26 protein-coding genes are annotated in these 26143 nt (G+C 70.6%); 7 read left to right on the forward strand and 19 right to left on the reverse strand.

Features of this window, described 5'->3' with window-relative positions; genetic code table 11:
• Window positions 1-14: 14 nt before the first annotated feature.
• The 5 genes from rhaS to C4V41_RS14855 all read right to left on the reverse strand — a co-directional run bounded on the left by rhaS (window position 15) and on the right by C4V41_RS14855 (window position 5663).
• Window positions 15-1097, reverse strand: a complete 1083-nt coding sequence (rhaS, locus tag C4V41_RS14835; protein WP_103956386.1) for a rhamnose ABC transporter substrate-binding protein — start codon at window positions 1095-1097, stop codon at window positions 15-17.
• On the reverse strand, window positions 1097-2068 hold the full coding sequence (locus C4V41_RS14840) for an ABC transporter permease (RefSeq protein WP_103956387.1): 972 nt from the start codon (window positions 2066-2068) through the stop codon (window positions 1097-1099). The genes rhaS and C4V41_RS14840 overlap by 1 nt, the downstream gene beginning before the upstream one ends.
• Window positions 2058-3101 carry an ABC transporter permease gene (locus C4V41_RS14845; protein WP_235030121.1) on the reverse strand — a complete coding sequence of 348 codons (1044 nt, stop codon included), beginning with the start codon at window positions 3099-3101 and terminating at the stop codon, window positions 2058-2060. Before C4V41_RS14845 ends, C4V41_RS14840 begins: the two co-directional genes overlap by 11 nt.
• Window positions 3098-4594, reverse strand: coding sequence for a sugar ABC transporter ATP-binding protein (locus C4V41_RS14850; RefSeq protein ID WP_103956388.1), 1497 nt, complete (start codon window positions 4592-4594; stop codon window positions 3098-3100). Before C4V41_RS14850 ends, C4V41_RS14845 begins: the two co-directional genes overlap by 4 nt.
• A gap of 118 nt (window positions 4595-4712) precedes the next feature.
• On the reverse strand, window positions 4713-5663 hold the full coding sequence (locus tag C4V41_RS14855; protein WP_103956389.1) for an AraC family transcriptional regulator: 951 nt from the start codon (window positions 5661-5663) through the stop codon (window positions 4713-4715).
• Between the two features lie 89 nt (window positions 5664-5752).
• Here C4V41_RS14855 and C4V41_RS14860 point away from each other — a divergent pair, with 89 nt between their 5' ends.
• Entirely contained in the window at window positions 5753-6631 is an 879-nt protein-coding gene (locus tag C4V41_RS14860) for an NADP-dependent oxidoreductase (protein WP_200823978.1), read from the forward strand.
• 7 nt (window positions 6632-6638) lie between these two features.
• On the opposite strand, the gene C4V41_RS14865 is transcribed toward C4V41_RS14860, so the two are convergent.
• From C4V41_RS14865 to C4V41_RS14875, 3 genes are read right to left on the reverse strand one after another with little or no spacing between them, the layout of a single operon-like run.
• Window positions 6639-8597 (reverse strand): acetoacetate--CoA ligase, encoded by a 1959-nt coding sequence (locus C4V41_RS14865; RefSeq protein WP_103956390.1) that lies wholly within the window; start codon window positions 8595-8597, stop codon window positions 6639-6641.
• A gap of 58 nt (window positions 8598-8655) precedes the next feature.
• On the reverse strand, window positions 8656-9513 hold the full coding sequence (locus tag C4V41_RS14870; RefSeq protein WP_103956391.1) for a serine hydrolase: 858 nt from the start codon (window positions 9511-9513) through the stop codon (window positions 8656-8658).
• Window positions 9510-10427 (reverse strand): LysR family transcriptional regulator, encoded by a 918-nt coding sequence (locus C4V41_RS14875; RefSeq protein ID WP_103956392.1) that lies wholly within the window; start codon window positions 10425-10427, stop codon window positions 9510-9512. The genes C4V41_RS14870 and C4V41_RS14875 overlap by 4 nt, the downstream gene beginning before the upstream one ends.
• Window positions 10428-10514: 87 nt before the next feature.
• Between C4V41_RS14875 and C4V41_RS14880 the strand changes: the two genes are divergently transcribed.
• Window positions 10515-12140, forward strand: a complete 1626-nt coding sequence (locus tag C4V41_RS14880) for a penicillin-binding transpeptidase domain-containing protein (RefSeq protein WP_103956393.1) — start codon at window positions 10515-10517, stop codon at window positions 12138-12140.
• Between the two features lie 290 nt (window positions 12141-12430).
• Here C4V41_RS14880 and C4V41_RS14885 read toward each other — a convergent pair whose 3' ends face one another.
• From C4V41_RS14885 to C4V41_RS14905, 5 genes are all read right to left on the reverse strand, one after another.
• The gene (locus tag C4V41_RS14885; RefSeq protein ID WP_235030122.1) at window positions 12431-13138 is read right to left on the reverse strand and encodes an HAD family hydrolase; all 708 of its coding nucleotides are present in this window, start codon (window positions 13136-13138) and stop codon (window positions 12431-12433) included.
• 72 nt (window positions 13139-13210) lie between these two features.
• Window positions 13211-13837, reverse strand: a complete 627-nt coding sequence (locus C4V41_RS14890) for an HAD family hydrolase (protein WP_103956395.1) — start codon at window positions 13835-13837, stop codon at window positions 13211-13213.
• Window positions 13838-13923: 86 nt separating this feature from the next.
• On the reverse strand, window positions 13924-14370 hold the full coding sequence (locus tag C4V41_RS14895; RefSeq protein ID WP_160150284.1) for a DUF2690 domain-containing protein: 447 nt from the start codon (window positions 14368-14370) through the stop codon (window positions 13924-13926).
• A 99-nt stretch (window positions 14371-14469) separates the two neighbouring features.
• On the reverse strand, window positions 14470-14979 hold the full coding sequence (locus tag C4V41_RS14900) for a DUF6912 family protein (protein WP_103956397.1): 510 nt from the start codon (window positions 14977-14979) through the stop codon (window positions 14470-14472).
• Window positions 14980-15065: 86 nt separating this feature from the next.
• Window positions 15066-15713, reverse strand: coding sequence for an HAD family hydrolase (locus C4V41_RS14905; RefSeq protein ID WP_103956398.1), 648 nt, complete (start codon window positions 15711-15713; stop codon window positions 15066-15068).
• 143 nt (window positions 15714-15856) lie between these two features.
• Here C4V41_RS14905 and C4V41_RS14910 point away from each other — a divergent pair, with 143 nt between their 5' ends.
• Window positions 15857-16651, forward strand: a complete 795-nt coding sequence (locus C4V41_RS14910; protein WP_103956399.1) for a F0F1 ATP synthase subunit A — start codon at window positions 15857-15859, stop codon at window positions 16649-16651.
• Here the strand turns inward: C4V41_RS14910 and C4V41_RS14915 are convergent.
• From C4V41_RS14915 to C4V41_RS14940, 6 genes are all read right to left on the reverse strand, one after another.
• Window positions 16648-17925 carry a glycoside hydrolase family 3 protein gene (locus C4V41_RS14915; protein WP_103956400.1) on the reverse strand — a complete coding sequence of 426 codons (1278 nt, stop codon included), beginning with the start codon at window positions 17923-17925 and terminating at the stop codon, window positions 16648-16650. The two genes, C4V41_RS14910 and C4V41_RS14915, sit on opposite strands and share 4 nt — an antisense overlap.
• A gap of 48 nt (window positions 17926-17973) precedes the next feature.
• Window positions 17974-19644 carry a phosphoenolpyruvate--protein phosphotransferase gene (ptsP, locus tag C4V41_RS14920; RefSeq protein WP_103956401.1) on the reverse strand — a complete coding sequence of 557 codons (1671 nt, stop codon included), beginning with the start codon at window positions 19642-19644 and terminating at the stop codon, window positions 17974-17976.
• Window positions 19641-19901 carry an HPr family phosphocarrier protein gene (locus C4V41_RS14925; protein WP_103956402.1) on the reverse strand — a complete coding sequence of 87 codons (261 nt, stop codon included), beginning with the start codon at window positions 19899-19901 and terminating at the stop codon, window positions 19641-19643. Before C4V41_RS14925 ends, ptsP begins: the two co-directional genes overlap by 4 nt.
• A gap of 134 nt (window positions 19902-20035) precedes the next feature.
• Complete coding sequence (locus C4V41_RS14930) at window positions 20036-20482, reverse strand: PTS sugar transporter subunit IIA (protein WP_103956403.1); 447 nt, start codon at window positions 20480-20482, stop codon at window positions 20036-20038.
• A 10-nt stretch (window positions 20483-20492) separates the two neighbouring features.
• Window positions 20493-20729 carry a glucose PTS transporter subunit EIIB gene (locus C4V41_RS14935; RefSeq protein WP_103956404.1) on the reverse strand — a complete coding sequence of 79 codons (237 nt, stop codon included), beginning with the start codon at window positions 20727-20729 and terminating at the stop codon, window positions 20493-20495.
• A 38-nt stretch (window positions 20730-20767) separates the two neighbouring features.
• Entirely contained in the window at window positions 20768-21802 is a 1035-nt protein-coding gene (locus C4V41_RS14940) for an SIS domain-containing protein (protein ID WP_103956405.1), read from the reverse strand.
• 125 nt (window positions 21803-21927) lie between these two features.
• Here C4V41_RS14940 and C4V41_RS14945 point away from each other — a divergent pair, with 125 nt between their 5' ends.
• The 4 genes from C4V41_RS14945 (at window position 21928) to C4V41_RS14960 (ending at window position 26104) form a co-directional block, all read left to right on the forward strand.
• A complete protein-coding gene (locus C4V41_RS14945) occupies window positions 21928-22668 on the forward strand; it encodes a GntR family transcriptional regulator (RefSeq protein ID WP_103956406.1) in 741 nt (246 codons plus the stop codon).
• Window positions 22669-22729: 61 nt separating this feature from the next.
• Window positions 22730-24070 carry a PTS transporter subunit EIIC gene (locus C4V41_RS14950; RefSeq protein WP_103956407.1) on the forward strand — a complete coding sequence of 447 codons (1341 nt, stop codon included), beginning with the start codon at window positions 22730-22732 and terminating at the stop codon, window positions 24068-24070.
• Between the two features lie 67 nt (window positions 24071-24137).
• Window positions 24138-25463, forward strand: coding sequence for a PTS transporter subunit EIIC (locus tag C4V41_RS14955; protein WP_103956408.1), 1326 nt, complete (start codon window positions 24138-24140; stop codon window positions 25461-25463).
• A 194-nt stretch (window positions 25464-25657) separates the two neighbouring features.
• Window positions 25658-26104 (forward strand): Rv3235 family protein, encoded by a 447-nt coding sequence (locus C4V41_RS14960; RefSeq protein ID WP_235030123.1) that lies wholly within the window; start codon window positions 25658-25660, stop codon window positions 26102-26104.
• Window positions 26105-26143: the final 39 nt, after the last annotated feature.

The raw sequence follows: 26143 nt of genomic DNA on the forward strand, positions 1-26143 counted from the left end.
CCATCGGAAAGCCGTCAGAAGTCGAAGTCGTCGATGTTCTCCTTGTTGAAGACGGTCGGCTTGCCGAGCAGCACCTCGCCCTTGGCCCCGACGGTGTAGTCGCCGAGCTTGCCGGCCTTGAACTTCTCCCCCTCGGCCCCGGTGATCTGCCCGGAGGCCAGCGCGGCGGCCGCGTACGAGGCCAGGTAGCCGAGGTCGGCCGGGTTCCACAGTTCGAACGCCTCGATGGTGCCGTCCTTGACGAACTTGCGGAGCTGGTTGGGGGTGCCGAGCCCGGTCAGCTTGACCTTGCCCTTGGACGGCGAGTCGGACAGGTAGCGGGCCGCGGCGGCGATGCCGACGGTGGTGGGCGAGATGATGCCCGCCAAATCGGGATATGAGCGGAGAAGGCCCTGGGTCTCCGTGAACGACTTCTGGTCGTCGTCGTTGCCGTAGGCGACCTTGACCAGCTCGATGTCCTTGTACTCGGGCTTCTTGAGCTCGTCCTTCATGAAGTCGATCCAGGTGTTCTGGTTGGTCGCGTTCGGCGTGGCGGACAGGACCGCGATCTTGCCCTTGTTGCCGATCTGCTCGGCCAGGAGCTGCACCTCCGTCCGGCCCAGGTCCTCGGCGCTGGCCTGGTTGACGAAGATGTGGCGGCCGTCGGCGGCGGTGTCGGAGTCGTAGCTGACGACCTTGATCCCGGCGGCCATCGCCTGCTTGAGCGCGGGCACCACGGCGTTGGGGTCGTTGGCGGAGATGACGATGGCGTCCTGCTTCTGCTGCGTCAGCGTGTTGATGTAGGACACCTGCGAGGACGCGCTCGCGTCGGACGGCCCGACCTCCTTGCCCTCGCCGCCGAACTCCTTGGCGGCCGCGATGCCACCGCCGTCGGCGATCGTGAAGTACGGGTTGTTGACCGCCTTCGGCAGGAACGCGATCTTGAGTCCCTGCTTGAGCGGGGCGTTCGGGTTGGCCGCGGCCGACGACGCGGCGGCGGTGGCCGGGGCGGACGACTGCTGGGCGACGTCGCTCTTCGTGGTGCCGCCGCAGGCCGCTGTGAGCAGGGCGAGCCCGGCCAGGAGCGCCGTTCGCCGCCAAGGGATACGCGTACTCATTATGCGGACTTCCCTTCCAATTGGGGTGATGTGCGCCGCCGCCAGACCGCCCCGAGATTCGGCGCCAGCACGGATGCGACGAGCAGCAGGCCCGTCACGAAGTTCAGGACCTCGTTGGCCACGTCGGCCAGGATCAGCGCGTTGCGTACGACGCCGAGCAGCAGCACCGCCATCAGGACCCCGGGCAGCGTGCCGCGCCCGCCGAAGATCGACACCCCGCCGAGCAGCACGGCGGCCACCACGGCCAGCTCCAGCCCGGTGCCGTTGTCGGCGCGGGCGCTGGCGTAGCGGAAGGTGTAGACGAGGGAGGCCAGCGCGGCCATCACGCCGGAGGCCACGAACAGCCAGAACTTGATCCGCTTGACCCGCACGCCGGCGAAGTAGGCGGCCTCCTCGTTCGAGCCGAGCGCGAAGATCGAGCGGCCGAGCCCGGTGGCGTGCAGCACCACGGCCGCGATCGCCGCCAGCACCGCGACCAGCACGGTGGCCAGCGGAACCGGGCCGATCGAGGCGGTGGCCAGGCTCGTGTAGGCGGGCGGCAGGTCGGCCACCGCCTGGTCTCCGAGCATCACGTACGCCAGGCCGCGGAACAGCGCGTACGTGCCGATCGTGACCGCCAGCGAGGGCAGGCCTAGCCGGGTCACGAGCAGGCCGTTGAACGCGCCGCAGGCCGCCCCGACCAGCAGGCAGATCGGCATGATCAGCTCGATGGAGAGCCCGGCGTTCCACAGCCAGCCGAGCACCGCGCAGGACAGGCCCAGCGTGGAGGCCACCGACAGGTCGATCTCGGCGGCCACGATGACCAGCGTCATGGTCAGCGCCATCAGGGCGATCTCGGTGGTGTCGAGCAGCAGGAACGAGACGTTGGAGCCGTTGGCGAAGCCGTCCACGCCGAGCGAGGCCCACATGACAACGGCGGCGAGCAGGACCAGGATCAGTCCCTCCCACCGGCGGACCAGGTCAATGCGCATCGTGGAACCTCCTGCGGCGCAGCGCGGCGGCCACCCGCAGCGCGAGCACCCGGTCGAGAACGATGGCGGCGATCAGCAGCGCGCCGTTGATCGCCGTCTGCGCGAGCGCGTCCACCCGGAGCACGGCCAGCGCGCTGGTGATCCCGGTGAGCAGCAGCGCCCCGAGCGCGGCCCCGTAGACGGTGCCGCTGCCGCCGAAGATGGCCACGCCGCCCACCACGACGGCCGCGATCACGTCGAGCTCCTTGCCCGTCGCCACGGTCGCGTCCACGGTGCCGAACCTGGCCGCCCACATGACGCCGGCCAGCCCGGCCAGCGCCCCGCTGGCGACGAACGCGGCCACGATCCGGCGCCGGACGCCGATCCCGGCCAGGACCGCGGCCTCGGGGTTGGAGCCGATGGCGTACAGCTCGCGGCCCGAGCGCAGGTTGCGCAGCATCCAGCCGACGACCAGCAGGACGGCCAGGGCGACGAGCGCGAGCAGCGGCACGCCGAGCACGGAGCGGGCGCCCAGGGCCAGGAAGTCGTCGGGCATGTCGGCCGCGTTCACCTGGCGGCCGCCGGCCCAGGCGTAGTCGATGCCGCGGAAGGCGTACAGGGTGCCCAGGGTGGCGACCAGCGCGGGCACCTTGGCCGCGCCGACGAGCAGGCCGTTGATCGCCCCGCAGAGCGCGCCCAGCGCCACGCAGCCGGCGATCACGACCGGGATCGGCACCCCCGGGTAGTCGGCCAGGATCAGCGCGCTCCCGAACGCCGACAGGCCCACCACGGAGCTGACCGACAGGTCCACGTTCCTGGTGATGACGACGAGGGTCTGGCCGACGGCGAGCAGGGCCACGATGGCGGAGTTCAGCAGGATGTCGCGCAGGCTGTCGTAGGTGAGGAAGCTCGGGTTGACCGCGCCCGTGACGCCGAACAGCACGCCGAGCGCGACCACGATGCCCAGCTCGCGCACGCGGGCGACGCGGTCCACGAGCCGCCGCCCGCCGTTGCGCCGCACCCCCTCCTCGGGCCTGGCGGCCGTCGTGGTCACGCGGTGCTCCTTCCGGTGGCGGCGGCCATCACGCTCTCCTCGGTCGCGTCCGCGCGGGCGAACTCGGCGGCCAGCCGCCCTTCGTGCATGACCAGCACCCGGTCGGCCATGCCCAGCACCTCGGGCAGCTCGGAGGAGATCATCAGCACCGCCACCCCGTTCCCGGCCAGCTCCGACAGCAGCCGGTGCACCTCGGCCTTGGTCCCCACGTCGATCCCCCGGGTCGGCTCGTCCACGATGAGCACCGACGGCCTGCGCGCCAGCCACTTGGCCAGCACGACCTTCTGCTGGTTGCCGCCGGACAGCACGTTCACCGGGTCGGTCAGCTTGGCGAACTTGAGCCGCAGCCGCACCGCCCAGTCCTTGGCCCGCTCCCGCTCGGCCGGCCGGGAGATGAGCGGCCCCTTGCGGACGTCGGCCAGCCCGGCGAGCCCGATGTTGCGCTCGATCGACAGGTCCATGACCAGGCCCTGCTGCCGCCGGTCCTCGGGGACCAGGGCCAGCCCGGCCGCCATCGCCGCCGTGGGGCTGGCCCGCCGCAGCCGCCTGCCGTCCACCTGGACGCTGCCCGCGTCCCAGCGGTCGATGCCGAACACGGCCCTGGCCACCTCGCTGCGCCCGGCCCCGACCAGCCCTGCCAGCGCGACGATCTCGCCGCGCCGCACCTCGAAGGACACGTCGGTGAAGACTCCTTCGCGGGTGAGGCGGCTGACCCGCAGCGCCACCTCGCCGGTGTCGGTCTCCTGTTTGGGGAACAGGGCCTCCAGCTCTCTGCCGACCATGCGGCGTACGAGGTCGTCGGGGGTGATGTCGTCGATCAGGTCGGTGGCCACGAACGTGCCGTCGCGCAGGGTCGTGACCCGCCGGCACAGCTCGAACATCTCCTCCAGCCGGTGCGAGACGAACAGCAGCGCGCACCCCTGCTCCCGCAGCGCCTTGGCCACGCCGAACAGCCGGGCCACCTCCTTGCCGGACAGCGCGGCGGTGGGTTCGTCCATGATGAGCACCCGGGCCTGCCGTGACAGCGCCTTGGCGATCTCCACGAGCTGCTGGTCGGCGATCGACAGGCCGCGGGCGGGCCGGCCGGGGTCGAGCCGCACGCCGAGCCTTTCGAACAGCTCGGCGGCGCCCGCGCGCATGGCGCGCCGATCGATGCCGAAGCGGGAGCGGGGCTGGCGGCCCATGAAGATGTTCTCCATGACCGACAGGTCGGGGAACAGGGTCGGCTCCTGGTAGATCACCGCGACCCCGGCCCGCTGGGCGTCGGCGGGGCCGGCGAACTCGACCGGCTCGCCGTCCAGCAGGACGCTGCCGGAGTCGGGCCGGTGCACGCCTGAGAGGATCTTCACGAGCGTGGATTTGCCCGCGCCGTTCTCCCCGGCGAGCGCGTGCACCTCGCCGGGATGAAGGTCCAGAGAGACCTCGCGTACGGCCCGTACGGCGCCGAACGCCTTGCTGACCTGTGAGAGGGACAATACGGGAGTCTGATCCATGTGCCGCACTCCCGGCAAAATCGTTTTAAGCGGTGGGAGGACGGTAGATCAGCCGACGGCCGCGCGTCAATGGCCTGTTTTCACAGTGTCGTCACGGGCTCATCTCGTGCGGGAATTGTTACGTTTTAAGCACTTCGCTCGCGGGAAAAGGGCAGACCTCGCGGCGGAAGCGGCCGGGCGCCACGCCGTGTTCGCGCTTGAAGGCGTTGGCGAAGGAGAACTCCGAGGTGTAGCCGACCCGGGCGGCGATCGCGTTGAGCGCATCGTCCGACTCCCGCAGCAGCCGGGCCGCGGTGGCCAGCCGCCACCAGGTCAGGTACGCCAGCGGCGGCTGCCCCACCAGAGTCGTGAACCGCCGGGCGAACGCGGCCCTCGACAACCCCGCCCGCTCCCCCATCTCCCGCACCGTCCACGGCCGCGCCGGATCGCGGTGCACGGCGTCGAGCACGGCGCTGATCTGCGGATCGGCCAGCGCCGCGGCCCAGCCGCCGACCTGGCAGCGATCGGGCTCGGCGGTGAACCAGGCCCGCAGAATGTAGAGCAGCAGCAGGTCGAGCAGCGACGACACGACCGTGTCGGCGCCCAGGCGCGGCCGGTGCACCTCGGCGCCCAGCAGCTCGACCGCGGCCCGCAGCTCGGTGTGCCGGCCCAGCTCGGCCGGCAGATGGATCAGGTCGGGCAGGTCGCGCAGGATCGGATGGACGCGGCTCTCGTCGATCCGGTAGCCGCCGCAGAGCAGCACCGTGGCCGCGCCGGGCCCGTCGATCGAGGCGGAGTCGAACAGGTCGAGCCCGTCCAGATCGCACTGCGGCTCCTCGATCGGCGTGGACGGGGAGTCCGCGATCGCGTAGCCGTGCCCTCGAGGGAAGAACAGCACGTCACCTGCCGACAAGGGGACCGGGTCGCCGTCCGGCGCGATGAGCCAGCCCGAGCCCCGCAGCACGACCTGAAACCCGGCGGAACCGGGCACCGAGGGGAACCGCTGCCCCCAGGGGGCGCGCCACTCGACGCGGGCGGAGCGGGGGCGGCCGGTGCGCATGAGCGCGATCACGTCACTGAGCACATCCACGCCGACAGTCTAGGCCACGAGACGGGCACGTATGAAAGACGCGGTTCTCACGCATTGGCCGTCTTCTCTGGCTCTTCTAGGGTTTCCCCATGCGAACCATGAGAGCGGCCAGGATCCACGAGTACGGCGACACCTCGGTGATCCGGCACGAACACGTCCCCGTTCCCGCCCCCGGCCCAGGAGCGGCCCTGATCGAGGTGGCGGCCATGTCCTTCAACCCGGCGGAGATCGGCCTGCGCCGGGGATACCTGCACGAACTGCTCGGCGTGAGCCTGCCGTACACGCTCGGCTGGGACGTCGCGGGCACGGTGGCCGACGCGGGCGACACCGGCCTCAATGTGGGCGACCGCGTGTTCGGCCAGGTGGAGGGCGCCGCGGCCGACTACGTGGCGGCCCCGGCGAGCCTGCTGGCCCGGGCGCCGGAGAGCATCCCCCTGGCCCACGCCGCCGCCATCCCGGTGGCCGGGCTCACCGCCTGGCAGGCGGTCTTCGAGCACGCCCGCATCACCCCCGGGCAGCGGGTGCTCATCAACGGCGCGGGCGGCGGCATCGGCCTGTTCGCCGTACAGCTCGCCAAACACGCCGGCGCCATCGTGACGGCCACGGCGAGCCCGCGCAGCGCGGCGGCCGTGGCCGGGCTGGGCGCGGACGAGGTGGTCGACTACACGGCCGGCCCGCTGCCCGGTGACATGGACGTGCTGCTCAACCTGGCCGCGGTCACCGAAGAGGACGCCGCCGCCCTGGCCGGGCTCGCGCGCACGGTGGTCACCGTCGCCACGCCGATCGAGGGCGGAACCCACTTCATCACCCGCAACGACCCCGAACAGCTCGCCCTGATCGCCGCGCTGATCGACAAGGGCGAGCTGACCGTCGAGGTCGCCGAGACGCACCCGGTGTCCGAACTGGCCACGATCCACCTCCGCGCCGAGGCCGGCGACACGCGCGGCAAGATCGTGCTGACGATGTGAGCCGCCGTCAGGGCGTGAAGTGGCGCAGGACCTCCGGGTTGGCCATGGCGTCGGGGTTGGCGGCCTGCTCGACGGGGGTGCCGAGCAGGATCTTGCGCACCGGGACCTCCAGCTTCTTGCCGGACAGTGTCCGGGGGATGCCGGGGACGACGCGGATCTCGTTGGGCACGTGCCTCGGGGACAACTCTTTGCGCAGGGCGTCACAGATCGCGCGCTCCAGCGGCTCGGCCAGGTCGGCGCCCTCGGTGAGCGTGACGTACAGCAGCAGGCGGCCCTCCTGGCCGAGCTGCCCGGTGTCGATCACGAGGCTGTCGGCGATCTCCTCGAAGCGCTCCACGACCCGGTAGAACTCGCTGGTGCCCATCCGGACGCCGCCCCGGTTGAGCGTCGAGTCGGAGCGGCCGTAGATGACGCAGCCACCGTCTTCGTTGATCTTGATCCAGTCGCCGTGCCGCCAGACGCCGGGATAGACGTCGAAGTAGCTCTCGGCGTAGCGCTCGCCGCCGGGGTCGTTCCAGAACATCACCGGCATCGACGGCATCGGCTGGGTCAGCACCAGCTCACCCACCTCGCCGACGACCGGCCGCCCGTCGGGATCGTACGACTCCACGTTCGCCCCCAGCGACCGGCACGGAATGATCCCGGCCCTGATCGGATGGAGCATGGTGGCCCCGACGAACCCGGTGCACACGTCGGTGCCGCCGGAGAAGGACCCGAGCGGGATCCCGGGCAGCTCGGCCGCCACCCAGGCGAACCCTTCGGGCGGCAGCGGCGAGCCGGTCGAGCCGACCCCGCGCAGCCGGTCGAGACCCTCGGGACGGAGACCGGCCTTCTGCGAGGCCATGAGGTAAGGAGCCCCGACCCCGAAGTAGGTCACCTCCTCCGAGGCGGCGATCCGCCACAGCGCGGCGGGCGAGGGGTAGGTGGCCGAGCCGTCGTACAGGACGGGCGTGGCCCCGACCAGGAGGGCGCCGATGAGGTAGTTCCACATCATCCAGCCCGTGGTGGTGTACCAGAAGAACACCTCGCCCTCGCCCAGGTCCTGGTGGAAGGCGAGCGACTTCAGGTGTTCGAGCACCACGCCGCCGTGCCCGTGCACGATCGGCTTGGGCAGCCCGGTCGTGCCGCTGGAGTAGAGGATCCACAGCGGATGGTCGAAGGGCACGCGCTCGAACTCCAGCGGCCCCTCCTCGGCCCGCAGCCCCTCCCAGCCGATCACCTCACCGTGCGGCAACTGCTCGGTGTGCGCGGGCGCCGGCTCGGCGAGCTGCGGCGCCCGGCCCTCCTCGGCCGCCGCCAGGTACGGGATCCACACGGTCGCCCGCAACGACGGCAGCTCGGCGGCGATCTCGTTGACCGCGGCCGAGCGGTCGTAGCTCTTGCCGTTGTAGTGGTAGCCGTCGACGGCGATGAGCACCTTGGGCTCGATCTGCTTGAACCGGTCGACGATGCTCGGCACCCCGAAGTCGGGCGAGCCGGCCGACCAGATCGCGCCCAGCGACGCGGTGGCCAGGCACGCGATCACGGCCTGCGGGATGTTCGGCAGGTAGGCGGCCACCCGGTCGCCGCGCCCCACGCCGAGGCGGGCCAGCCCGGCGCGGACGCGGGCGACCTCCTCGCGCAGCTCGGCACAGCTCAGCTCCTGCCGGCCGCCGTCCTCGGAGACGAACACCAGGGCGGTGCCCTCGGTACGGCGCAGCGCGTTCTCGGCGTAGTTGAGCGAGCCGCCGGCGAACCAGGTGGCCCCGGGCATCGTCCCGGAGAGCACGGGCCCGTCGCCCCGGTCGCCGATCACCTCGAAGTAGTCCCAGATCGAGGTCCAGAACTTGGCGGGCCGGTCGACGGACCACCGCCACGCGTCCTCGTAGTCTCCGGATCGGCCCAGCCACCGCAGGTAGTGGGTCAGCCTGGCCGACTCCACGACGTCTTCGCCCGGCTCCCAGAGAAGCTCGCCCTCAGCAACCATATGTCCCATCCTGTCGCCCGTCTGGCGGAAAGTCATACCCGGCTTTCCCCATAACTTGCTATCTCCGTAGGTGGTCCACCGCCATACGCGCGGCCGTACCGATCACCGCGTCGGCGCGCGGCTGGTTGAGGGCGGTGCCGAAGGAGTGGGTGAAGACGGACACGGCGTACCGGGCACCGTCAGGGTATTCGACGACGCCCGCCTCGCAGCGGAGCGTGGGGATCGTGCCGGTCTTGCCGCTGACGGCCACGTCGTCGTACGGGAAACCGGAGGCCAGCCGGTGCGGCCACACCTGGGCGTTGAGCACGGCCCGCATCCAGGCGCACGACTCGCTGGAGGCCGCCTCGTCGCGCCAGATCAGCCCGAACAGCCTGGCCGTCTCGCGCGGGGTGCTGCGGTTGGCGATCGCCGGGTCCAGCGCGGTCAGCCGGGCTATGTCCGCCGGATCCACATAAGGCCACCCGTGCCCGGTGTCGGCGCGCATGCTCTCGTGCATCTCGCGCGCGCTCTGCGTGACGCGCGTCTCCGCCAGCCCGAACGACTTCAGCATCGCGTCGACCGCGTCGAACCCCACCCGCGCCAGCAGCTTGTCGGCCGAGCTGTTGTCGCTCACCGCCATCATCAGGTACGCCAGGTCGCGCAGCGAGATCGTCACGTCGTCGAGCATCATCGAGATGCCCGTCGGCCCCGGCACGCGATCATCGGCCGTGACGGTGACCCGTTCGGTGGGATCGAGCAGCCCGGCGTCGGCCTGCCGGCAGAACGCCACCAGCAGCGGTACCTTGAAGATCGACGCCGTGGGGACCGGGTCGTCGGCGCCCAGGCCCACGTCATGCCCGGTGTCGAGGTCGGCGGCGTAGATCCGGCCGGTGACGCCGGCCAGCCGGAACAGGTGCTCGAAGTCGGGTGCGTTCATGCCAGCATCCCCGGCCTGCGGCTGATCCGCCGCACGGGCACGGCGCCCTCGTCCGTCATCCCGGCGCTCTCCTTCAACGTCCGTACGGCCACGTCCGCGAAGTCATCGACAGGCGCCGTCGCCACGCGCCAGGCGGTGGAGACCCGGCTCGTGATCGGCGAGCCTAGCAGCGGCCGCCAGGCCAGCCCCGGCACCTCCGCCCTGGGCCCGAACGCCACCGCCGCCCCCGCCAGCACCAGCCCCAGCCCCGCGCCCTGATGCACCTGTACGGGGACGAAGCCGTGGCCCCGGCACTCCGACAGCGTCTCCGCGTGCCAGCCCGGCTCGCCCTCCTTGGGCGGCATGAGCAGCTCCCGTCCGGCCAGGTCGGCCAGGTGCACCTCGCCGACGCCGGCGAGCGGGTCCCCCTCGGCCAGCAGCACGCCCTGCGGCTGCACCAGGATCCGGCCGTAGCGCAGGCCGGGGGCGGTGACCGGATGGCGTACCAGGCCCACGTCGATCGTGCCCTCGGCCAGGGCGGTCACCTGGTCGGCGGTCCAGATCTCGGCGGGCGCGAGGCGTACCTCGGGGTGGCTCTCGCGAAAGGCCGCGACCAGGGCGGCGAGCACGGTGGCGGCCAGGTCGGGCGGCACGCCGACCTTGAGCACGGTGCCCTCGCCCTGCCTGGCCAGCTCGTGCAGCCGGTCCACCCTGGCAACGATCTCGCGGGCCTCGCCCAGGAGGAGGCGGCCGGCCTCGGTGAGCCTCACCTGGCGGGCGGAGCGGTCGAACAGCTTGACGCCGAGCTCCTCCTCCAGGCGTTTGATGCGCTGGCTGAGGGGCGGCTGGGCCATGCCGAGCCGGATCGCCGCGTTGCCGAAGTGGAGTTCCTCGGCCACCACGGCGAAGTAGCGGAGATGTCGGACTAGGTCCATGACCAGCCAATATATCCAGATTTATATCCCGACGGCTGCCATATCAGTATTGGACACTTGTAGGCCGCCTCTGGTGTCCTCTGCGTCATGGCACCACAAACGGGGACAACCTACGCCTCTCTCCAGCCGGAACGGCCGCCGCGCCGTCGCCGTACACGATGGCCCTGGATCCTGGCGGGGCTGCTGGTCCCGGTCGTCGCGGCGGGCGGCGTCATCTGGGCGCTGCGCACGGAGGGCTCGGCGGAGGAGACGGCCGACCGGTATCTCCTGGCCTGGTCGGAGCAGGACTACGCGGGCATGCGGGCGCTGGTCGCGGACCCGCCCGCCGACTTCGAGAGCCGGCACCGGCGCTTCCTGGCCGACCTCAAGGTCGCCGAGGCCACCTTCGACCGGCCCAGCCCGTCGGGGGTGTTCGCGGACACGGGGCCGGACGCCGAAGGGTACATCGGCTTCTCCGCCAAGCTGCGGGGACAGCGCGACTTCGACTACGGCGGCCGGCTCCGGCTGGTCGAACGCGACCGTACCTGGAAGGTGGCCTGGACGACCACCACCCTGCACCCCCTGCTCAAGGCGGGCCGCTCACTGCGGGTGGTCGCCCGGACGGCGGACCCCGTGAAGGTCGTGGCCGCCGACGGCACCCAGGTCAACACGCCTGAGGCGCCCGGATCGGTGCAGCAACTGGTCGAGGGCATGCGGCAGACCTTCCCCGACCGGTTCAAGGCCCCCGGCCGCTCCCGGATCGACCTCTACGAGGGCGACCGGGTCGTCGAAACCGTCGCGGAGCCGGGCGGGAACCGGCCGATCCAGACCACGATCGACCTGAAGGTGCACCAGGCGGGGGCCCGGGCGCTCAAGGGCGTGGACAAACCGGCGTCCCTGGTGGCGCTGCGGGCCTCCACCGGGGAGATCCTGGCCGTCGTCAACGCGCCTGGCGGGTTCAACCGGGCGCTGCTCGGCAAGTATCCGCCCGGTTCGACGTTCAAGGTCGTCACGGCCTCGGCGCTGGTCGCGGACGGCGTACGGCCGGATCGGCAGGTCACGTGCCCGGCCGAGAAGAACATCGGCGGCTTCCCGTTCCACAATGCCGGCTTCGAGGACTTCGGCACGCTGTCGTTCCGCGACGCGTTCGCGCACTCGTGCAACACCACGTTCGGGGAGATGAGCGTGGCCGAACTGAACGGCGGCCGGCTGGGGGAGGTCGCCAAGAGCTTCGGCTTCGGCACCGCCATCACGCCGGGGGTACCCGCCGTACGGGCCGAGTTCCCCGACCCCAAGGACGACACCGACCTGGCCTCCGCCTCGATCGGCCAGGGCCGGGTGCTGGCGAGCCCGCTCAACATGGCCTCGGTCGCCGCCGCCATCGCCTCGGGCGCCTGGATCCCGCCCAGGCTCGTCACCGGGGAAGCGATCCCGGACGCGCAACCGGACAATCCACGTCCGCTGGAGGAGGGCGTGGTCAAGGCGCTGCGCACCCTCATGCCCGCCGTCGTCACCGACGGCACCGCCCATGGGGTCCGCTTCCCCTCCGGCACGGCGGGCAAAACCGGAACGGCCGAGTACGGCTCGGGCACGGAACCGCCCGCGCATTCTTGGTTCATCGGGTATCGGGGGGACGTGGCGTTCGCGGTGATCGTCGAAGGCGGCGGCGCCGGCTCAGCCGTCGCCGCCCCCATCGCCGCCCGCTTCCTCCAGTCCCTCCCCCAACCCAACTAACCCCCCACAGGTCCCTTCACCGGAAGGGGGCTGACCGAGGCGGCCCATCAGGGACGTCACACCCCCGACCGCCACTCCCACCCGCCCCCGAAGGACCTGACCGCCATACTCCGGCACAGGTCCCTTCGCTGAAGGCGGCTGACGTGACGGCCCGTCGGGGACGTCACACCCACGACCACCGCCCTCGCCAAAGGGACCTCAGCCCCCGTGGAGCTCAAGCCCGCCCCTCTCCCCCAGAAGGACCTCAGCCGAAGTGCGGTGGGAAACGGGGTTCGGCCCGGCGAGGGGCCTCAGCCGGCCTTGCGGTCCATTGGGGTGGTCAGGCCGGCGACCGCCGCAACCACCTCAGAGGCGTTGGACAGGTCAGGGAGCACGAGGTCGGCACCCGCCTCGCGGAGTTCGGCCGCCGTCGAGCGCCCCGAGGCGATCCCGATCATCGCCGCCCCGCCGATCTTGGCGGCCTGGACGTCCCGCGTCGAGTCACCGATCACCACCGTGTTGGCCACCGTGAACGGCGTCCCGAGCCGCTGTTTGGCCCGCGACTGCGCCACCTGCAGCAGCGTCGCCTTGGGATAGACCTCCTCGCCATAGCCGCCCAGCTCGAAGTCCACGTGCTTGTCGAGCCCGAACGCCTTCAGCTTGTGCACCGCGTTGCTCTTGATGGTGCCCGTCAGCACCGTCTGCACCACACCGTCGAGCCGGGACACCGACTTCAGCGCGTCCTTGGCCCCGGCCATCATCCGCCCCTCCTTGGCCAGCCGCCCCCGCCGGTCCGCGAAGGCCAGGGCGAGCGCCGACAGGAATCGGGGCAGGTGATCGTCCTCGGACACGATGCCGTTGACGGCCAGCGTCTCGAAGACGATCTCGGAGTCCGGGCGGCCCAAGGGAGGCACGAGCTTGACCAGCGGCCGCCCGGTCACGATGCGGAACGCCTCGGCGTAGGCGTCTCGGGTCACGATGGCGACGTCGACGAGCGTCAGATCGACGTTCCACAGCACAAGGCGGTTGATGGCTGCCTCCTGAGGGGGGTTCCTGCAAGAGTAAGGCCCAAACCGCCCAACCAGGCGGGTTCAGGCGTAGTCGAGCGCCTCGGCCAATGTGTCGACCACCGGCAGCCCGGTGCCCGCCAGTTCGGCCCGCGTGGTCATCCCGCCGGTGTAGAGCACCGCCCTGGCCCCCACGTGCCGGGCCGCGAGCCCGTCGTCCACGCTGTCGCCGATCACCAGGACCTCTCCGGCGTCGACGCCCATGGCCTCGATGTGCGCGGTCATGTGTACGGCCTTCTCGCCGCCCGTCATGCCGAGCAGCCCGTCGATCCTGGTGAAGTGCGTCGTGATGCCGAACGAGTCGACCTTGGGCACCAGGTGGTCGTGCGGCGCCATCGAGCAGAGCGACTGGGTGCCCGTCCAGCTCGTGAGCGCGAGCAGGGCGTCGGCGGCGAGCCCGCACACGTCGCTCAGCCGGTAGTAGTGCTCGTGGAACCCGACGTCGAGCAGCTCCCACTCGCCCTCGTTCAGCGGGCGGCCGAGCATGCGCTCATAGGCGACCCAGATGGGGCGGGTGTAGACGGCGCGGAATCCGTCGGGGGTCAGCTCGGGCAGCGCGTATGGCCTGAAGACTTCGTTGGTGGCTCCGACCACGGCGTCGATGTCGTGGAAGAGAGTGCCGTTCCAATCCCAGATGATGTGCTTTGTCATGTCGCTCCCAGCCTAATCGGCCGGCCCGACATTCCGCTCCGCATTATGGGGCCGCGGCCACCCGGCCACGACCCCTTCAGCGCAGGCTACTTGCAGGCCTTGCCGGTGGTGCCGGAGCCGTTCTGGCCGCCCTTGCCGCCGTTCCACTGCACCGAGACACCGCCCCAGGCGCACATGTTGTTCGCCCAGATCATGTTGCCCCAGTGGCGGCCCTTGTTACCGGGCTTGAAGCTGAACCTGTCGTAGCGGCCGTCCGCGGCGTACACACTGATGGTGCCGCGCGCGGACGTGGCCGTCTTGACCTCGATCCAGTTCGTCCTGCACTTGCCGGACCACTTCAGCGCGATCGTCCCGACCTGGCCGTTGGCCTTGCTGTTGATCGTCGCGGACCGGACCGTACGGGCGGAGTTCCCGCAGCCCGACTTGTAGGGGTCCTTGTGGTCGTACGGCTTCAGCGTTGCCTGGGCGTTCGCGGGAGAGCCTGCGAGGAGCGTCGCCGCACCTATGACGACCGCTACCACTCGACGCTTCACGTGAACCGACTCCTTCAGTCAAAGAATGTTGCTGCGTCGGGACCTTAGCGAGATCGGGCTCTGCGCGGTCAAGGAACTGTGATCGATGTAACGTCAGCGTTATGAGCTCAGCAGATCGGGGATCTCCTGGGTCGCATACCACATGAGCTCGTGGGCCTCCGCGCCGTCCACGGCGAACCGCGCGTCGTCGTCGCCCTGGTCGGAGGCGGGCAGCGCGTCGATGGCGGCCTCGATGTCGGGGATCGCCCCGGGGTCGTCGATGTGCACCGCGGCCACCTTGGTCAGCGCGATCGCCTCGACGAGGCGTACCGTCGCCCGCTCCTCGATGCCGGGGGCGGTGATGACCGACCCGTCGGGCACCTCGGCGGCGATCACCACGCGCCGGGCCGCGCCCTCCACGCCGTCGGCGCGCTCGGCGGCCAGCAGCCGCAGCGAGGCGCGGGCCGCCTCGGTGAGTGCGACGTATTCGAGCTCCTCGGTGTCGCCCGAGGCGTACCACTCGGTCAGCGCGGGGGTCACCGCGTAGCCGATCAGCGGGGCCGGGCCCAGCCCTCCCGCGCCGACCGCGGAGGCCAGCGTCGGGAGAGTGCACGGCAGATAGACGCGCATGACGAACCTTTCCAAGCTTGCACGCAAGGGAGAACCCTGCGCCACCCTACTCATAATGCCTGGTCAAGACCGGCGTAACTCAGTGATCAGGCCCGGCGCAGCGTGAGGCGGAGCATGGACTCGAGCTCCGTGATGGTCGTGTCGGCGTCGCGGTGGTGGATGCCGGAGATGCCGAGCGCCCTGGCCGCGACGATGTTGGCCTCGATGTCGTCGATGAACACGCACTCCTCGCCGGCCAGCCCGATCCGGCCGAGCGCGTGGCGGTAGATGCGCTCCTCGGGCTTGCGCATGCCGACCTCGCCGGAGATCACGACCGCGTCGAAGATCTCCTCCCAGTCGTCCCGTGGGTAGGTGTTGGACCAGGAGTTGGACAGCAGGCAGGTCTTGACGCCGTGGCCGCGTACGTCGCGGAGCATGTCGTACATGGCCTCGACCCGGTCGAAGCCCGCGAACATGCGCTCCAGCAGCCCTTCGGCCACCGGCGGCACCCCGTCCACGGTCAGCAGCCGGGCGGCGAGATCGCGTTCGAAGGCGGCGCCGTCGAGTTCGCCGCGCTCCAGCGCGTGGACGATGCTCTCCCCGTCGCCGTTGCCGTAGGCGTGGTCGATCATCCGGCGCATGACCTCGCGGTAGTGGTCGCCGTCGATCCTGTCCGCCACGATCCACCGCGCGATGGAGTCGGTGAGGCTGGTCGTCAGCACCCCGCCCCAGTCGATGAGCACACCCGTAACCATCGTTCTAGCGTAAAGCGTCACGGATGCGAGTTTCGCCGCGACCCCTCCTTCCTAAAAGGCATAAAAACCCTTAAAAAGGGTGCCCGATATATCCGGTTAAGGTGTCCTTCCAGCGCTAGAACCGCTACCCAGAAGGGACCGCCGTGCGGACGACGATCCTGATCACCTCCCCTGACCAATGGACCGCCCCGGGAGTCGAACTCTTCCAATTCGCCCCGATCATTCCCGGCGGCCCGGACTGGTTCACCAAACCGGTTCTCATCGTGATGATGAGCGCGGTCATCGCCATCGCCCTCTGCTGGGCCGCGTTCGCCAGGCCCAAGATCGTCCCATGGGGCTGGCAGGGCGTCGGCGAGTACGCCTACGTCTTCGTACGCGACCAGATCGCCAGGCCCAGCCTCGGCAAGGACTCCGACCGCTGGATGGGCCTGCTCATCACGATCTTCCTGACCGTGCTCATCTGGAACCTGATGGGCGTCATCCCGTTCGTCCAGTATCCCGTCGCCGCCAACGTCAACTTCGCCGCGGCGCTGGCGTTCGTCGTGTACGCCCTCAAGCTCTACCTCGGCGTCAAACACCACGGCGTCCGCGGCTACCTGCGCGGCATCGTGCACCTGGAGGGCCTGCCCGGCTGGGCGTACGCCCTCTACGCCCCGATGATCCTCGCCGAGGTGTTCGTCACCTCAGTGTTCACCCACTTCATCCGCCTGTTCGCGAACATGTTCGCGGGCCACCTCCTCATCGCCTTCTTCAGCTCGGTGGGCTTCTGGTTCATCTTCGAGCAACTGAGCCCGCTCACCGCCGGCCTCGGTGTGCTCGGCGTGCTGATGACGATCGTGATGACCGCGTTCGAGATCTTCATCCAGTTCCTGCAGGCGTTCCTGTTCGCCATGCTGGCCGCGATCTTCATCGCCAGCGGGCTGCACGGCTCGCACTAACGGGCGACGCGCGCGGCCAGCTTGCGATGCTCGCCGGAGCGGAGCACACCGGCCGCCGTCTTCGCCGAGGCGACGGGCGCCTCGGTCAGCAGCCCCCGGTTCTGCTTGAGCGTGAGCAGCCGGGTGACCGACTGGTCGAGGCGCTCCTTGGAGATGCGGCCCGACTTCACCGCCGCCAGCACCGCCTCGTACGCCTTCGGCAGGTCGTTCGGCATGAGCAGCAGGTCGGCCCCGGCCAGCACGGCGCGGACCGCGATCTCCCCGTCGTTGTACTTCTTGCGCACCCCCGCCATGTTGAGCGCGTCGGTGGAGATCACGCCCTTGAAGCCGAGCTTCTCCCTGAGCAGCCCGGTCAGGATGGGCTTGGACAGCGTGGCCGGGTCACCCGACGGGTCGAGCTTGGGGAAGACGATGTGGGCGCTCATCACGGCGTCCACCCCGGCCCCGATCGCGGCCCTGAACGGCGGCGCGTCGATCCGCTCCCACTCCGCCTTCGTGTGCTTGATCACCGGCAGCCCGGTGTGGCTGTCCACGGACGTGTCGCCGTGCCCGGGGAAGTGCTTGGCGGTGGAGGCGATCTTCGCGTCGCCGAACCCCTCGACCGCCGCGGCCACCATCTTGGCCACCTTCTTCGGGTCGTTCCCGAACGCCCGCCGCCCGATGACGGGGTTGCGCGGGTTGACGTTGACGTCGGCGACCGGGGCGAAGTCGAGGTTGACGCCGAGAGAGCGCAGCTCGTCGCCGGTCGCTTTGGCCACCGCCCGCGACAGGCCGAGGTTCTTGGTCGCGCCGATCTCTGCGGCGCCCGGGAAGTCGGTCATGAGCGCGGACATCCGCGACACCAGGCCATTTTCCTGGTCGGTGCCGATCAGCAGCGGGACGCCCTTCGCGGACTGCTGCAGGCCGTTGGTGAGGCCGACGACCTGGGCGACGCTCTTGACGTTCTGCGGGAAGAGGATCACGCCGCCCAGGTGGTATTTGGCGACCACCTTGGCGGGCGTCTGGGCGGCGTAGCGGGCCTGGTTCTCGCCCGAGACCGTGTCGGCCGCGGTGCCGTACAGGACGGGCATCAAGAGCTGGCCGACCTTCTCCTCGGTGCTCATCTTCGACAGGACGCGCGCCACCGGGCTCGCCTTGGCCTGAGGCGGGCTCTCCAGCGGGCTCTGGGACGGCGTCGTCCGAACGGGCGGCGCCGTCTGCGCCGATCCGCCGCCACCCCCGCACGCGGTGAGCGCGATCACCAGGAGCCCTGTCGTGCCGATCCGTCGAAGCATGAGTCCAAAGGTATCCACCCGACGACCCCACCGGATCCCTCGCCGCGACTACAAACCGAGCCGGCCGAGCTCGGGCAGGTGCACGCGGGCCGCCGCACGCGCGTCGGCCGCCGTCTCCTGCTCCCGCGCCACGCCGGCCGCCCGCCGGCACTGCTCCAGCGTGTGCGCGCCCAGCCCGGCACGTACGGCGGCCAGCGCCGACGGCGCCATCGACAGCGTGCCGGCCCCCAGCCCGACGAGTACGCAGGCCAGCGCCGGGTCGGCGGCCGCCTCACCGCAGATCCCGCACGGCTTGCCCGCCTCCCCCGCGGCGCCCGCGGCCAGGGCCACGAGGTCGAGCAGCGCCGGCTGCCACGGGTCGTGCAGCGCGCTCATGGCGCCCAGCCGGCGATCGGCGGCGAAGGCGTACTGGCTCAGGTCGTTGGTCCCGATCGAGACGAAGTCGACGGCGGCCAGCACGTCACCGGCCCGCAGCGCGGCGGCCGGGATCTCGATCATCACGCCGACGTCCGTCAGCCCCTTGGCCCGGCACATCTGGGCGAACCACGCGGCCTCCGCCGCCGTGGCCACCATCGGCGCCATCACCCGCAGCCGTTCGGAACCCACGGCCGCCAGCGCGCCGAGCTGCGTCTCCATCACCCCGGGAAATCTCCTGAACCTGCGCAGGCCCCGCTCCCCGAGCGCCGGATTCGGCTCGGCGGCGGGCGCGGGCACGAAGGCGAGGGGCTTGTCCGCGCCGACGTCCAGCGTCCGCACGACCACCTTGCCGTCCGGGAACGCCGCCAGCGCCTCCTCGTACGCCTGCCGCTGCTCCTCCTCGGAAGGCGGCTCGGACCGGCCGAGAAACAGGAACTCGGTGCGATAGAGCCCGATGCCCTCGGCCCCCGCGCCGGCCGCGTCGCGCAGTTCGCCGGGGCCGCCCACGTTGGCCAGCAGCGGGACCTGGTGCCCGTCCGCCGTCCTGCCGGGCCCCTGCCACGAGGAGAGCGCCGCCCGCAGGGCCGTGGCGGCGGCGGTCGCGTCGGCGACGTCGGACTCGGCCGGCTCCACGCGTACGTCGCCGGTGGTGCCGTCGACCATCACCCGCACACCGGCCGGGATGCCGGTCGCGCCCGCGCAGGCCACGACCGCGGGCACGCCCATGGCCCTGGCGATGATCGCGGTGTGGCTGGTGGGGCCGCCCTCCTCGGTGACGAACGCGGCCACGTGCTCCCTGGACAGCAGCGCGGTGTCGGCGGGGGCGAGGTCCCTGGCGACCAGCACGTACGGCTCCGCGGGCGCGGCCGGCAGCCCCGGCATCGCGTGCCCGTAGAGCTGCGCGACCACCCGGTCCCTGATGTCGGCCACGTCCGCGGCCCGCTCGCCCAGATAGCCGCCGGAAGCAGCCAACATGTCCTGATATCTCGTGAAAGCGTCAAAGACCGCCCTGGGCGCGGCCAGACCGCGGTCGATCAGCGTTCGCACCCGTACGACGAGGCCGGGATCGTCGGCCATCAGCGCCTGGGCCTTGAGTATCTCCGCGGCCTCGCCGCCCGCCTGGTTGCCGCGGGCCTCAAGCTCGCCCGCGACCTGCGTGAGCGCGGCGATCGCGCGCTCCTTCTCCGGTTCCGCCTCACCGGTGTACGTGGCGCCCTCGGGGGGTTCGGGCACGGAGGCGGACAATACGTACGAGGGCCCATGCCCGACACCCGGGCTGACCCCCACCCCCCGTAGGTTCATGGCGTACTGGCGATCTCGGCCAGTTCGTCGAGCACCTGGTCGGAGCCTTCGCCTTCCGCGCAGATCACGACGGTCTCGCCCTGACGGACGTCGAGTGCCATGATCGCGAGAATGCTCTTGCCGTTGACCGGGCCCGCACCGTGGGGCTTCGCCACCGAGATGTCCATCGGGGCCTCCTTCGCCCGCTTGACGAACGTCGCCGCGGGCCGGGCATGCAGCCCTACCTCCGCCGCCACGGTGACCTTGCGCTCACCCATCTTGCTACTCCTCCTCGTGTGCCGGTCCAGACCAGCCGGACTCTCGTACAGTGGCGCCCGCCGATCGCGGTCATTTCGGGCGGCCTGCCTATTCTGACGGCTCATTCGCGCGCTCGAACCCGCCGGGGCGGCTGCTATTCCCATTGGAAGAGCTCGTCCCCCACGTGCACCGCCCCCTCCACGACCTCCGTCACGGATTCGGAGAGGGCGTCGAGCGCGACGACCGGGCAGACCGGCGAGCGGCCGCCCGCCTCGATGGCCGCCGGGTCCCAGGCCACCACCGGCTGCCCGGCGCTCACCCGGTCGCCCTCCGCCGCCAGCAACTGGAACCCCTGCCCTTTGAGCTGGACCGTGTCGATGCCCAGGTGCACCAGCACACCTTTGCCGTCGTCCCCGACGATGACGTACGCATGCGGATGCAGTTTCATTATTTTTCCCGCTATGGGGGCCACGGCCTTGCCAGGCCCCCTCAGCGGGTCGATCGCCGTTCCCGGCCCGACCATGCCCGCGGAAAACACCGGATCGGGCACGGCGGCCAACCCCACAGCTGCCCCCTCGACCGGGGCGAGAACAGTCGTCATGGTCTCGCCCTTAGCCGATGATGTCCTCGATGTCGCTGGCGATCGTGTCCGCCTCCGGCCCGACGACGACCTGGACGACGTTGCCCGCCGCCATCACGCCGTGCGCGCCGGCCGCCTTCAGCGCCGCCTGATCGACCTTCGACGCGTCGCGCACCTCCGTGCGCAACCGAGTGATGCAGGGCTCGATCTCGATGATGTTGCCGGCGCCACCCAGCCCGGCGATGATCGCGTTGGCATCCGCCGCCATCAGGTCCTCCCTAGGACTCGCACTCTGACCAGGCTAGATCAGTCGGTCTGGGTGACCTTGTTCAGACCGCGCGGCGCGTCGGGGTCGATTCCGAGCCGGCGGGCCAGCGCCTCGGTCAGCAACTGCCCGGGCACGATCAGGCCCATCGGGGCGACCCATTCGGGCAGGTCGGGGCCGTTCAGCGCGGCCGTACCGGCTTGGGCGAGCGCGGTGCCCCCGCCGATCGTGTACGCCGCCGCGCCCGCCGCCACCACCCGCTCGGCCAGCGCGACCGTCCCCTGCAGCGTGGGGCTGTTCTCGGCGGCCACCAGCAGCGCGGGCGTGTCCTCGTCGACCACGGCGATCGGGCCGTGCAGCAGGTCGGCGTACGACAGGCCCATGGCGTGCAGGTAGCAGGCCTCCTTGAGCTTCAGCGCGGTCTCCAGGGCGGTCGAGAACGCCAGCCCGCGCCCCGACACGACCACGCCCGGCTTGTCGAGCAGCCCCTCGACCACGGCGTCCAGGTCGCCGGGGGCCGCGATCAGCTTCTCCACCGCCTCGGGCACCCGCCGCAGGTCGTCCGCGTCCACGTCCGCGCCGAGCCCCAGCGCGAGCACCGCCAGCGCCGCGAGCTGCGTCGTGTACGTCTTCGTCGCCGGAACGGCCTTCTCCTCGCCGGCCACCGTGCACAGCGCCACGTCGGCGGCCTGGGCCAGCGGGCTGTCGGGGCCCCCGTTCGTGATCCCGACCGTGGCGGCCCCGCAGTCCTTCGCCCAGGCCAGCGTCTCGACGATCTCCTCGGTCCGCCCCGACTGCGAAATCGCGACCGCCAGCACGCCGTCCAGGTCGAGCCGCCGCTTGTACGTCGTCGCGATCGAGGGCGCGGCCAGCGCGGACAGGCGGCCGGCGTGCGATTCGACGAGGTAACGGCCGTAAACTGCTGCGTTGTCGGAGGTACCACGCGCGATGAACAGCAGCTGGCGAGCCCGCTCGCCCATGGCTTCGATCTCACGGACTTGGGGCAGCAGGGCGTCCAGCGTGGCCTGCAGCGCGACCGGCTGCTCGGCGATCTCGCTGCGCATCTTCGTGGTCATCTCGGGTTCATACCTCGGCTTCTGGGGGTGCGGACTTGACCGTCTTTCGGGACATGTGGTCTAGTCCGGACTAGACCAGTACGAACCATAGCCCATTGTCCAAGGTCAGATCGAGGGGAGGATCCGTGGCGCACATCGATCCGGACAGCCCGGTGCCCAAGTACTTCCAGCTTCGCGAGATCCTGCTGGACCTCATCGACAGCGACGAGCTCAGCATCGGCGCGGCGATCCCGTCCGAGCGTGAGCTCTGCCAGCGCTTCGGGCTGTCCAGGATGACCGTGCGGCAGGCCGTGGACCATCTCGTGTCCGAGGGCCGCCTGCACCGCGTACCCGGGAAGGGGACGTTCGTCGCCCGGCCCAAGATCGAGCTGGCCCTGCAGCTCACGTCGTTCACCGACGACATGCGGGCGCGCGGCATGATCCCGGGCTCGCGCGACCTCGATCGCCGGGTCGTGCGCGCCAGCGCCCACCTGGCCAAGGAGCTGGGGATCCAGCCGGGTGAGGAAGTGCACTTCATCGAGCGGCTGCGGACGGCCGACGGGGAGCCGCTGTCCATCGAACGGGCTCACATCCCGGTCAAGCTCGCCCCCGACCTGGCAGACCACGACTTGTCCGACAAATCGTTGTATGAGCTACTGGAGAGCCGCTACGGCCTCGTCATGGACGCCGGCGAGCTCACCATCGACGGCGGCATCGCCGATCCGAGCGACGCCGACCTGCTGAAGCTGCCGCGCGGCGGCGCCGTACTGCTGCTGCAGCGCAGGTCGTTCTCCGGCGGCGTCTGCGCGGAGCTGGGCGTGTCCACCTACCGCGCCGACCGCTACCAGCTGCGTACCCTTCTCGAAATGCCCGTCAGACGGGGCTGAGGCCTCACTCCGCCTCGAAGACCCGGAGGGGCGGGCTCCACCCGCCTCGGAGGAACGCCCGGTGAACGAGACCACCGCCGCCCGGCCTTCGCCGTTCGCTCGCGTGATGACCGTGCTCCAGCGGCTGGGCCGCTCCCTGATGCTGCCCATCGCCGCCCTGCCCGCGTCCGCCCTGCTGCTGCGCTTCGGCCAGCCCGACATGCTCGGCTCCAACGGCCGGGCGCCGGGCGGGCTGGCGGACGTGGCGGGGTTCGCCTGGATGAACCAGGTCGCGGCCGTGCTGGCCGCCGCCGGGGAGGCGCTGTTCGAGAACCTGCCGCTGCTGTTCGCGGTGGGGGTGGCCATCGGCTTCGCCCGCAAGTCCGACGGCAGCACCGCGCTCGCCGCCGTGGTCGGCTACCTGGTCTTCGACCGGGTGACGAAGGTGATGTTCTTCGGATCCGATATCAGGGATACGGTCCTCATCAAGGAGGTCCAGGCCCAGGGCGTCAAAGAGATCATCGACTACGGCATGCAGAACCCCACCAAGGTCCTCGGCGGCATCGTCATCGGCCTGGTCACGGCGCTGCTGTGGCAGCGGTTCCACCGCATCAAACTGCCGTCGTGGCTGGCGTTCTTCGGCGGGCGCCGGTTCGTACCGATCATCACCTCGATCGTGGCCCTGCTCATCGCCGTGGGCTTCGGCTGGCTCTGGCCGGTGCTCGCCGACTGGATCCGCCACGCCGGCGAGGCCCTGACCGCCATCGGCCCGATCGGCACCGGCATCTACGGCCTGATCAACCGCCTGCTCATCCCCCTCGGCCTGCACCACTTCGTCAACTCGGTGGTCTGGTACGTGGTGCCGCAGTGCGACGTCGGCGGGCGGGTGCTCGGCGGCGACTGGAACTGCTACTTCGGCGGCGACCCGCAGTCGGGCCAGTTCATGGCCGGATTCTTCCCCGTCATGATGTTCGCCCTGCCCGCCGCCGCCCTGGCCATGTGGCGCGCGGCTCCCGTACACCGGCGCGCCACGGTGGGCGGCATCATGCTCTCGGCCGCGCTGGCGTCGTTCGTCACGGGCATCACCGAGCCGATCGAGTTCGCCTTCATCTTCGTGGCGCCGCTGCTGCTGGTGGTCCACGCGGTCCTGACGGGCCTGGCGATGGCGCTGACCACGCTGATCGGCGGGCAGCTCGGCTTCGGCTTCTCGGCCGGCCTGCTCGACATGCTCCTGAACGCCAGCAAGTCGAACACCCAGAACTTACCCGGCATCCTGCTGCTGGGCGTGATCTACGGCGTGGTCTACTACGTCGTCTTCACGTTCCTGATCCGCCGCCTCAACATCCTCACCCCCGGCCGCGAACCCGAACCCGACGTCGACTCCGGCGAAACCACCCATCCCCCTGACGTCCCCTCGAAATAGCTTGCCGTTCCCCGCCCCCGGGTAGGGATCCGTCATTCCCCCGCGACGTCATGCGTCCGGGGGAGGGATGACCACGAAACAGACACTCCCGGCCTGGTCATCGACCTTCGCCGTACTCCAGCGCATCGGCCGCTCCCTCATGCTGCCCATCGCCGTGCTCCCCGCCGCCGGCCTGCTGTTCCGCTTCGGCCAGGACGACCTGCTCGGCAAGGACGGCCTCGGCGGCGCACTCCCCTGGCTGCTCCCGGTGGCCAGGGTCATGGCGGCGGCCGGCGGCGCCCTCTTCGACCACCTCCCGCTCCTGTTCGCCGTGGGTGTGGCCATCGGCTTCGCCCGCAGGTCCGACGGCAGCACCGCCCTCGCCGCCCTCGTCGGCTACCTGGTCTTCGACCGGGTCACCAAGACGCTGTTCTTCGAGGCGGGCGAGGGCGCCGTCTACGCCAAGGTGGCACTGACCCTCGAAGACGGCACCCGGGTGCTCGACACCGGCGCCCAGAATCCCACGGGCGTGCTGGGCGGCATCCTCATCGGTCTCACGGCGGCCCTGCTCTGGCAGCGCTTCCACCGCCTCAAACCGCCCGCCTGGCTGGCCTTCTTCGGCGGCCGCCGTTCCGTCCCCATCATCACCGCCGTCGCGGCCCTCGCCCTGGGGGTCGCCTTCGGCCTGCTGTGGCGCCCGGCGGCCGACCGGCTGGCGGAGATCGGCGACTGGCTCTCGGCCCACGGCACGGTCGGCACGGGCCTCTACGGCGTGGCCAACCGCCTGCTCATCCCCCTGGGCCTGCACCACTTCCTCAACACCATCGTCTGGTTCACGCTCCCGGAGTGCCACGCGGGCGTCAACGGCGCGACCAGGGACGCGGCGGGTGACCTGAACTGCTATTTCGCCGGCGAGCAGGGGGCGGGCCTCTTCATGACCGGCTTCTTCCCCGTCATGATGTTCGGCCTCCTGGGCGCCGCCCTCGCGATGTGGCAGGCCGCCCCGCCCGGCCGCCGCCGCCCGGTGGGCGGCATCATGCTCTCGGCCGGCCTGACGGCCTTCGTCACCGGCATCACCGAACCCCTGGAGTTCGCCTTCATCTTCGTGGCGCCGCTGCTGCTGGTGGTCCACGCCCTCCTGACGGGCCTATCGATGGCCCTGATGGCCGAACTGGACGCCCGCCTCGGCTTCACGTTCTCAGGCGGGGCCATCGACCTGCTCCTGAACGCCGGCAAGTCCAACACCCACGGCCTCCCCCTGATCCTCTTCTTCGGCCTGGCCTACCTCCTCCTCTACTACGCCCTCTTCACCCTCCTGATCCGCACCCTCAACCTCCCCACCCCCGGCCGCGAACCCTTGGAAACGGACGCGCGCCAAAACCAACAACCGCCCGGCCGAAAGACTTTGGGATAGCCCTCAAGCCGGCGTCCCGCGCCCTGAACCACGGGGTGGCCGTCCCTGAGGGGATCCAGCTTCAACAATTCTTTATCCCCAAAACCAGACAAAGCCGGGCCGCAATTTCACAACCTGGTGGCATTTGTATTCCTGAGCCGAACCGAAAACTCCTTATATCGATAGTTGCTCCCACTGAGAATTTGGAGGAACGCGTGTCCACAGCCCCCCGCATCGGTCTCACCCCCGCCCCCGAACCGCCGTACGACGACGACCAGCCCTCCGCCCGAACCCCGGCCACCGACGGCGCACTGGCTCTGGACGCCCGCCCTCTGGTGTGGGGCCCGCCGGGATCCATCCCCGACGAGCGCAAGCTCCGCCACCTGGCCCAGGCCCTGGCCGAGGTGTTGTCCGGCCGCCGCCCGCCGGAGACCGTCGCCGACCGGCTCACCGACCGCGCCTACCGGGACCTGGTGAGAGCGGGCCGGATGATAACCGCCGGCCGCCCCCCATTCGCCGGAGCCGTCCATATGAAGGAACCCCGGGAGGGCGCCATTGAAATGTGCGTCCTCGTCCACTGCGGCGACCGCAACCACGTCCTCGCCGTACGCCTGGAACGGCGCGGCGTGCAATGGCTGTGCACCGACTTCGAAACGGCCTAGAAAACCGGAAGACCCCCGCTCTCCCGTGACGAACGGGAA

This window comes from Nonomuraea solani (genome assembly GCF_900108335.1).
Taxonomy (GTDB): Bacteria; Actinomycetota; Actinomycetes; order Streptosporangiales; family Streptosporangiaceae; genus Nonomuraea; species Nonomuraea solani.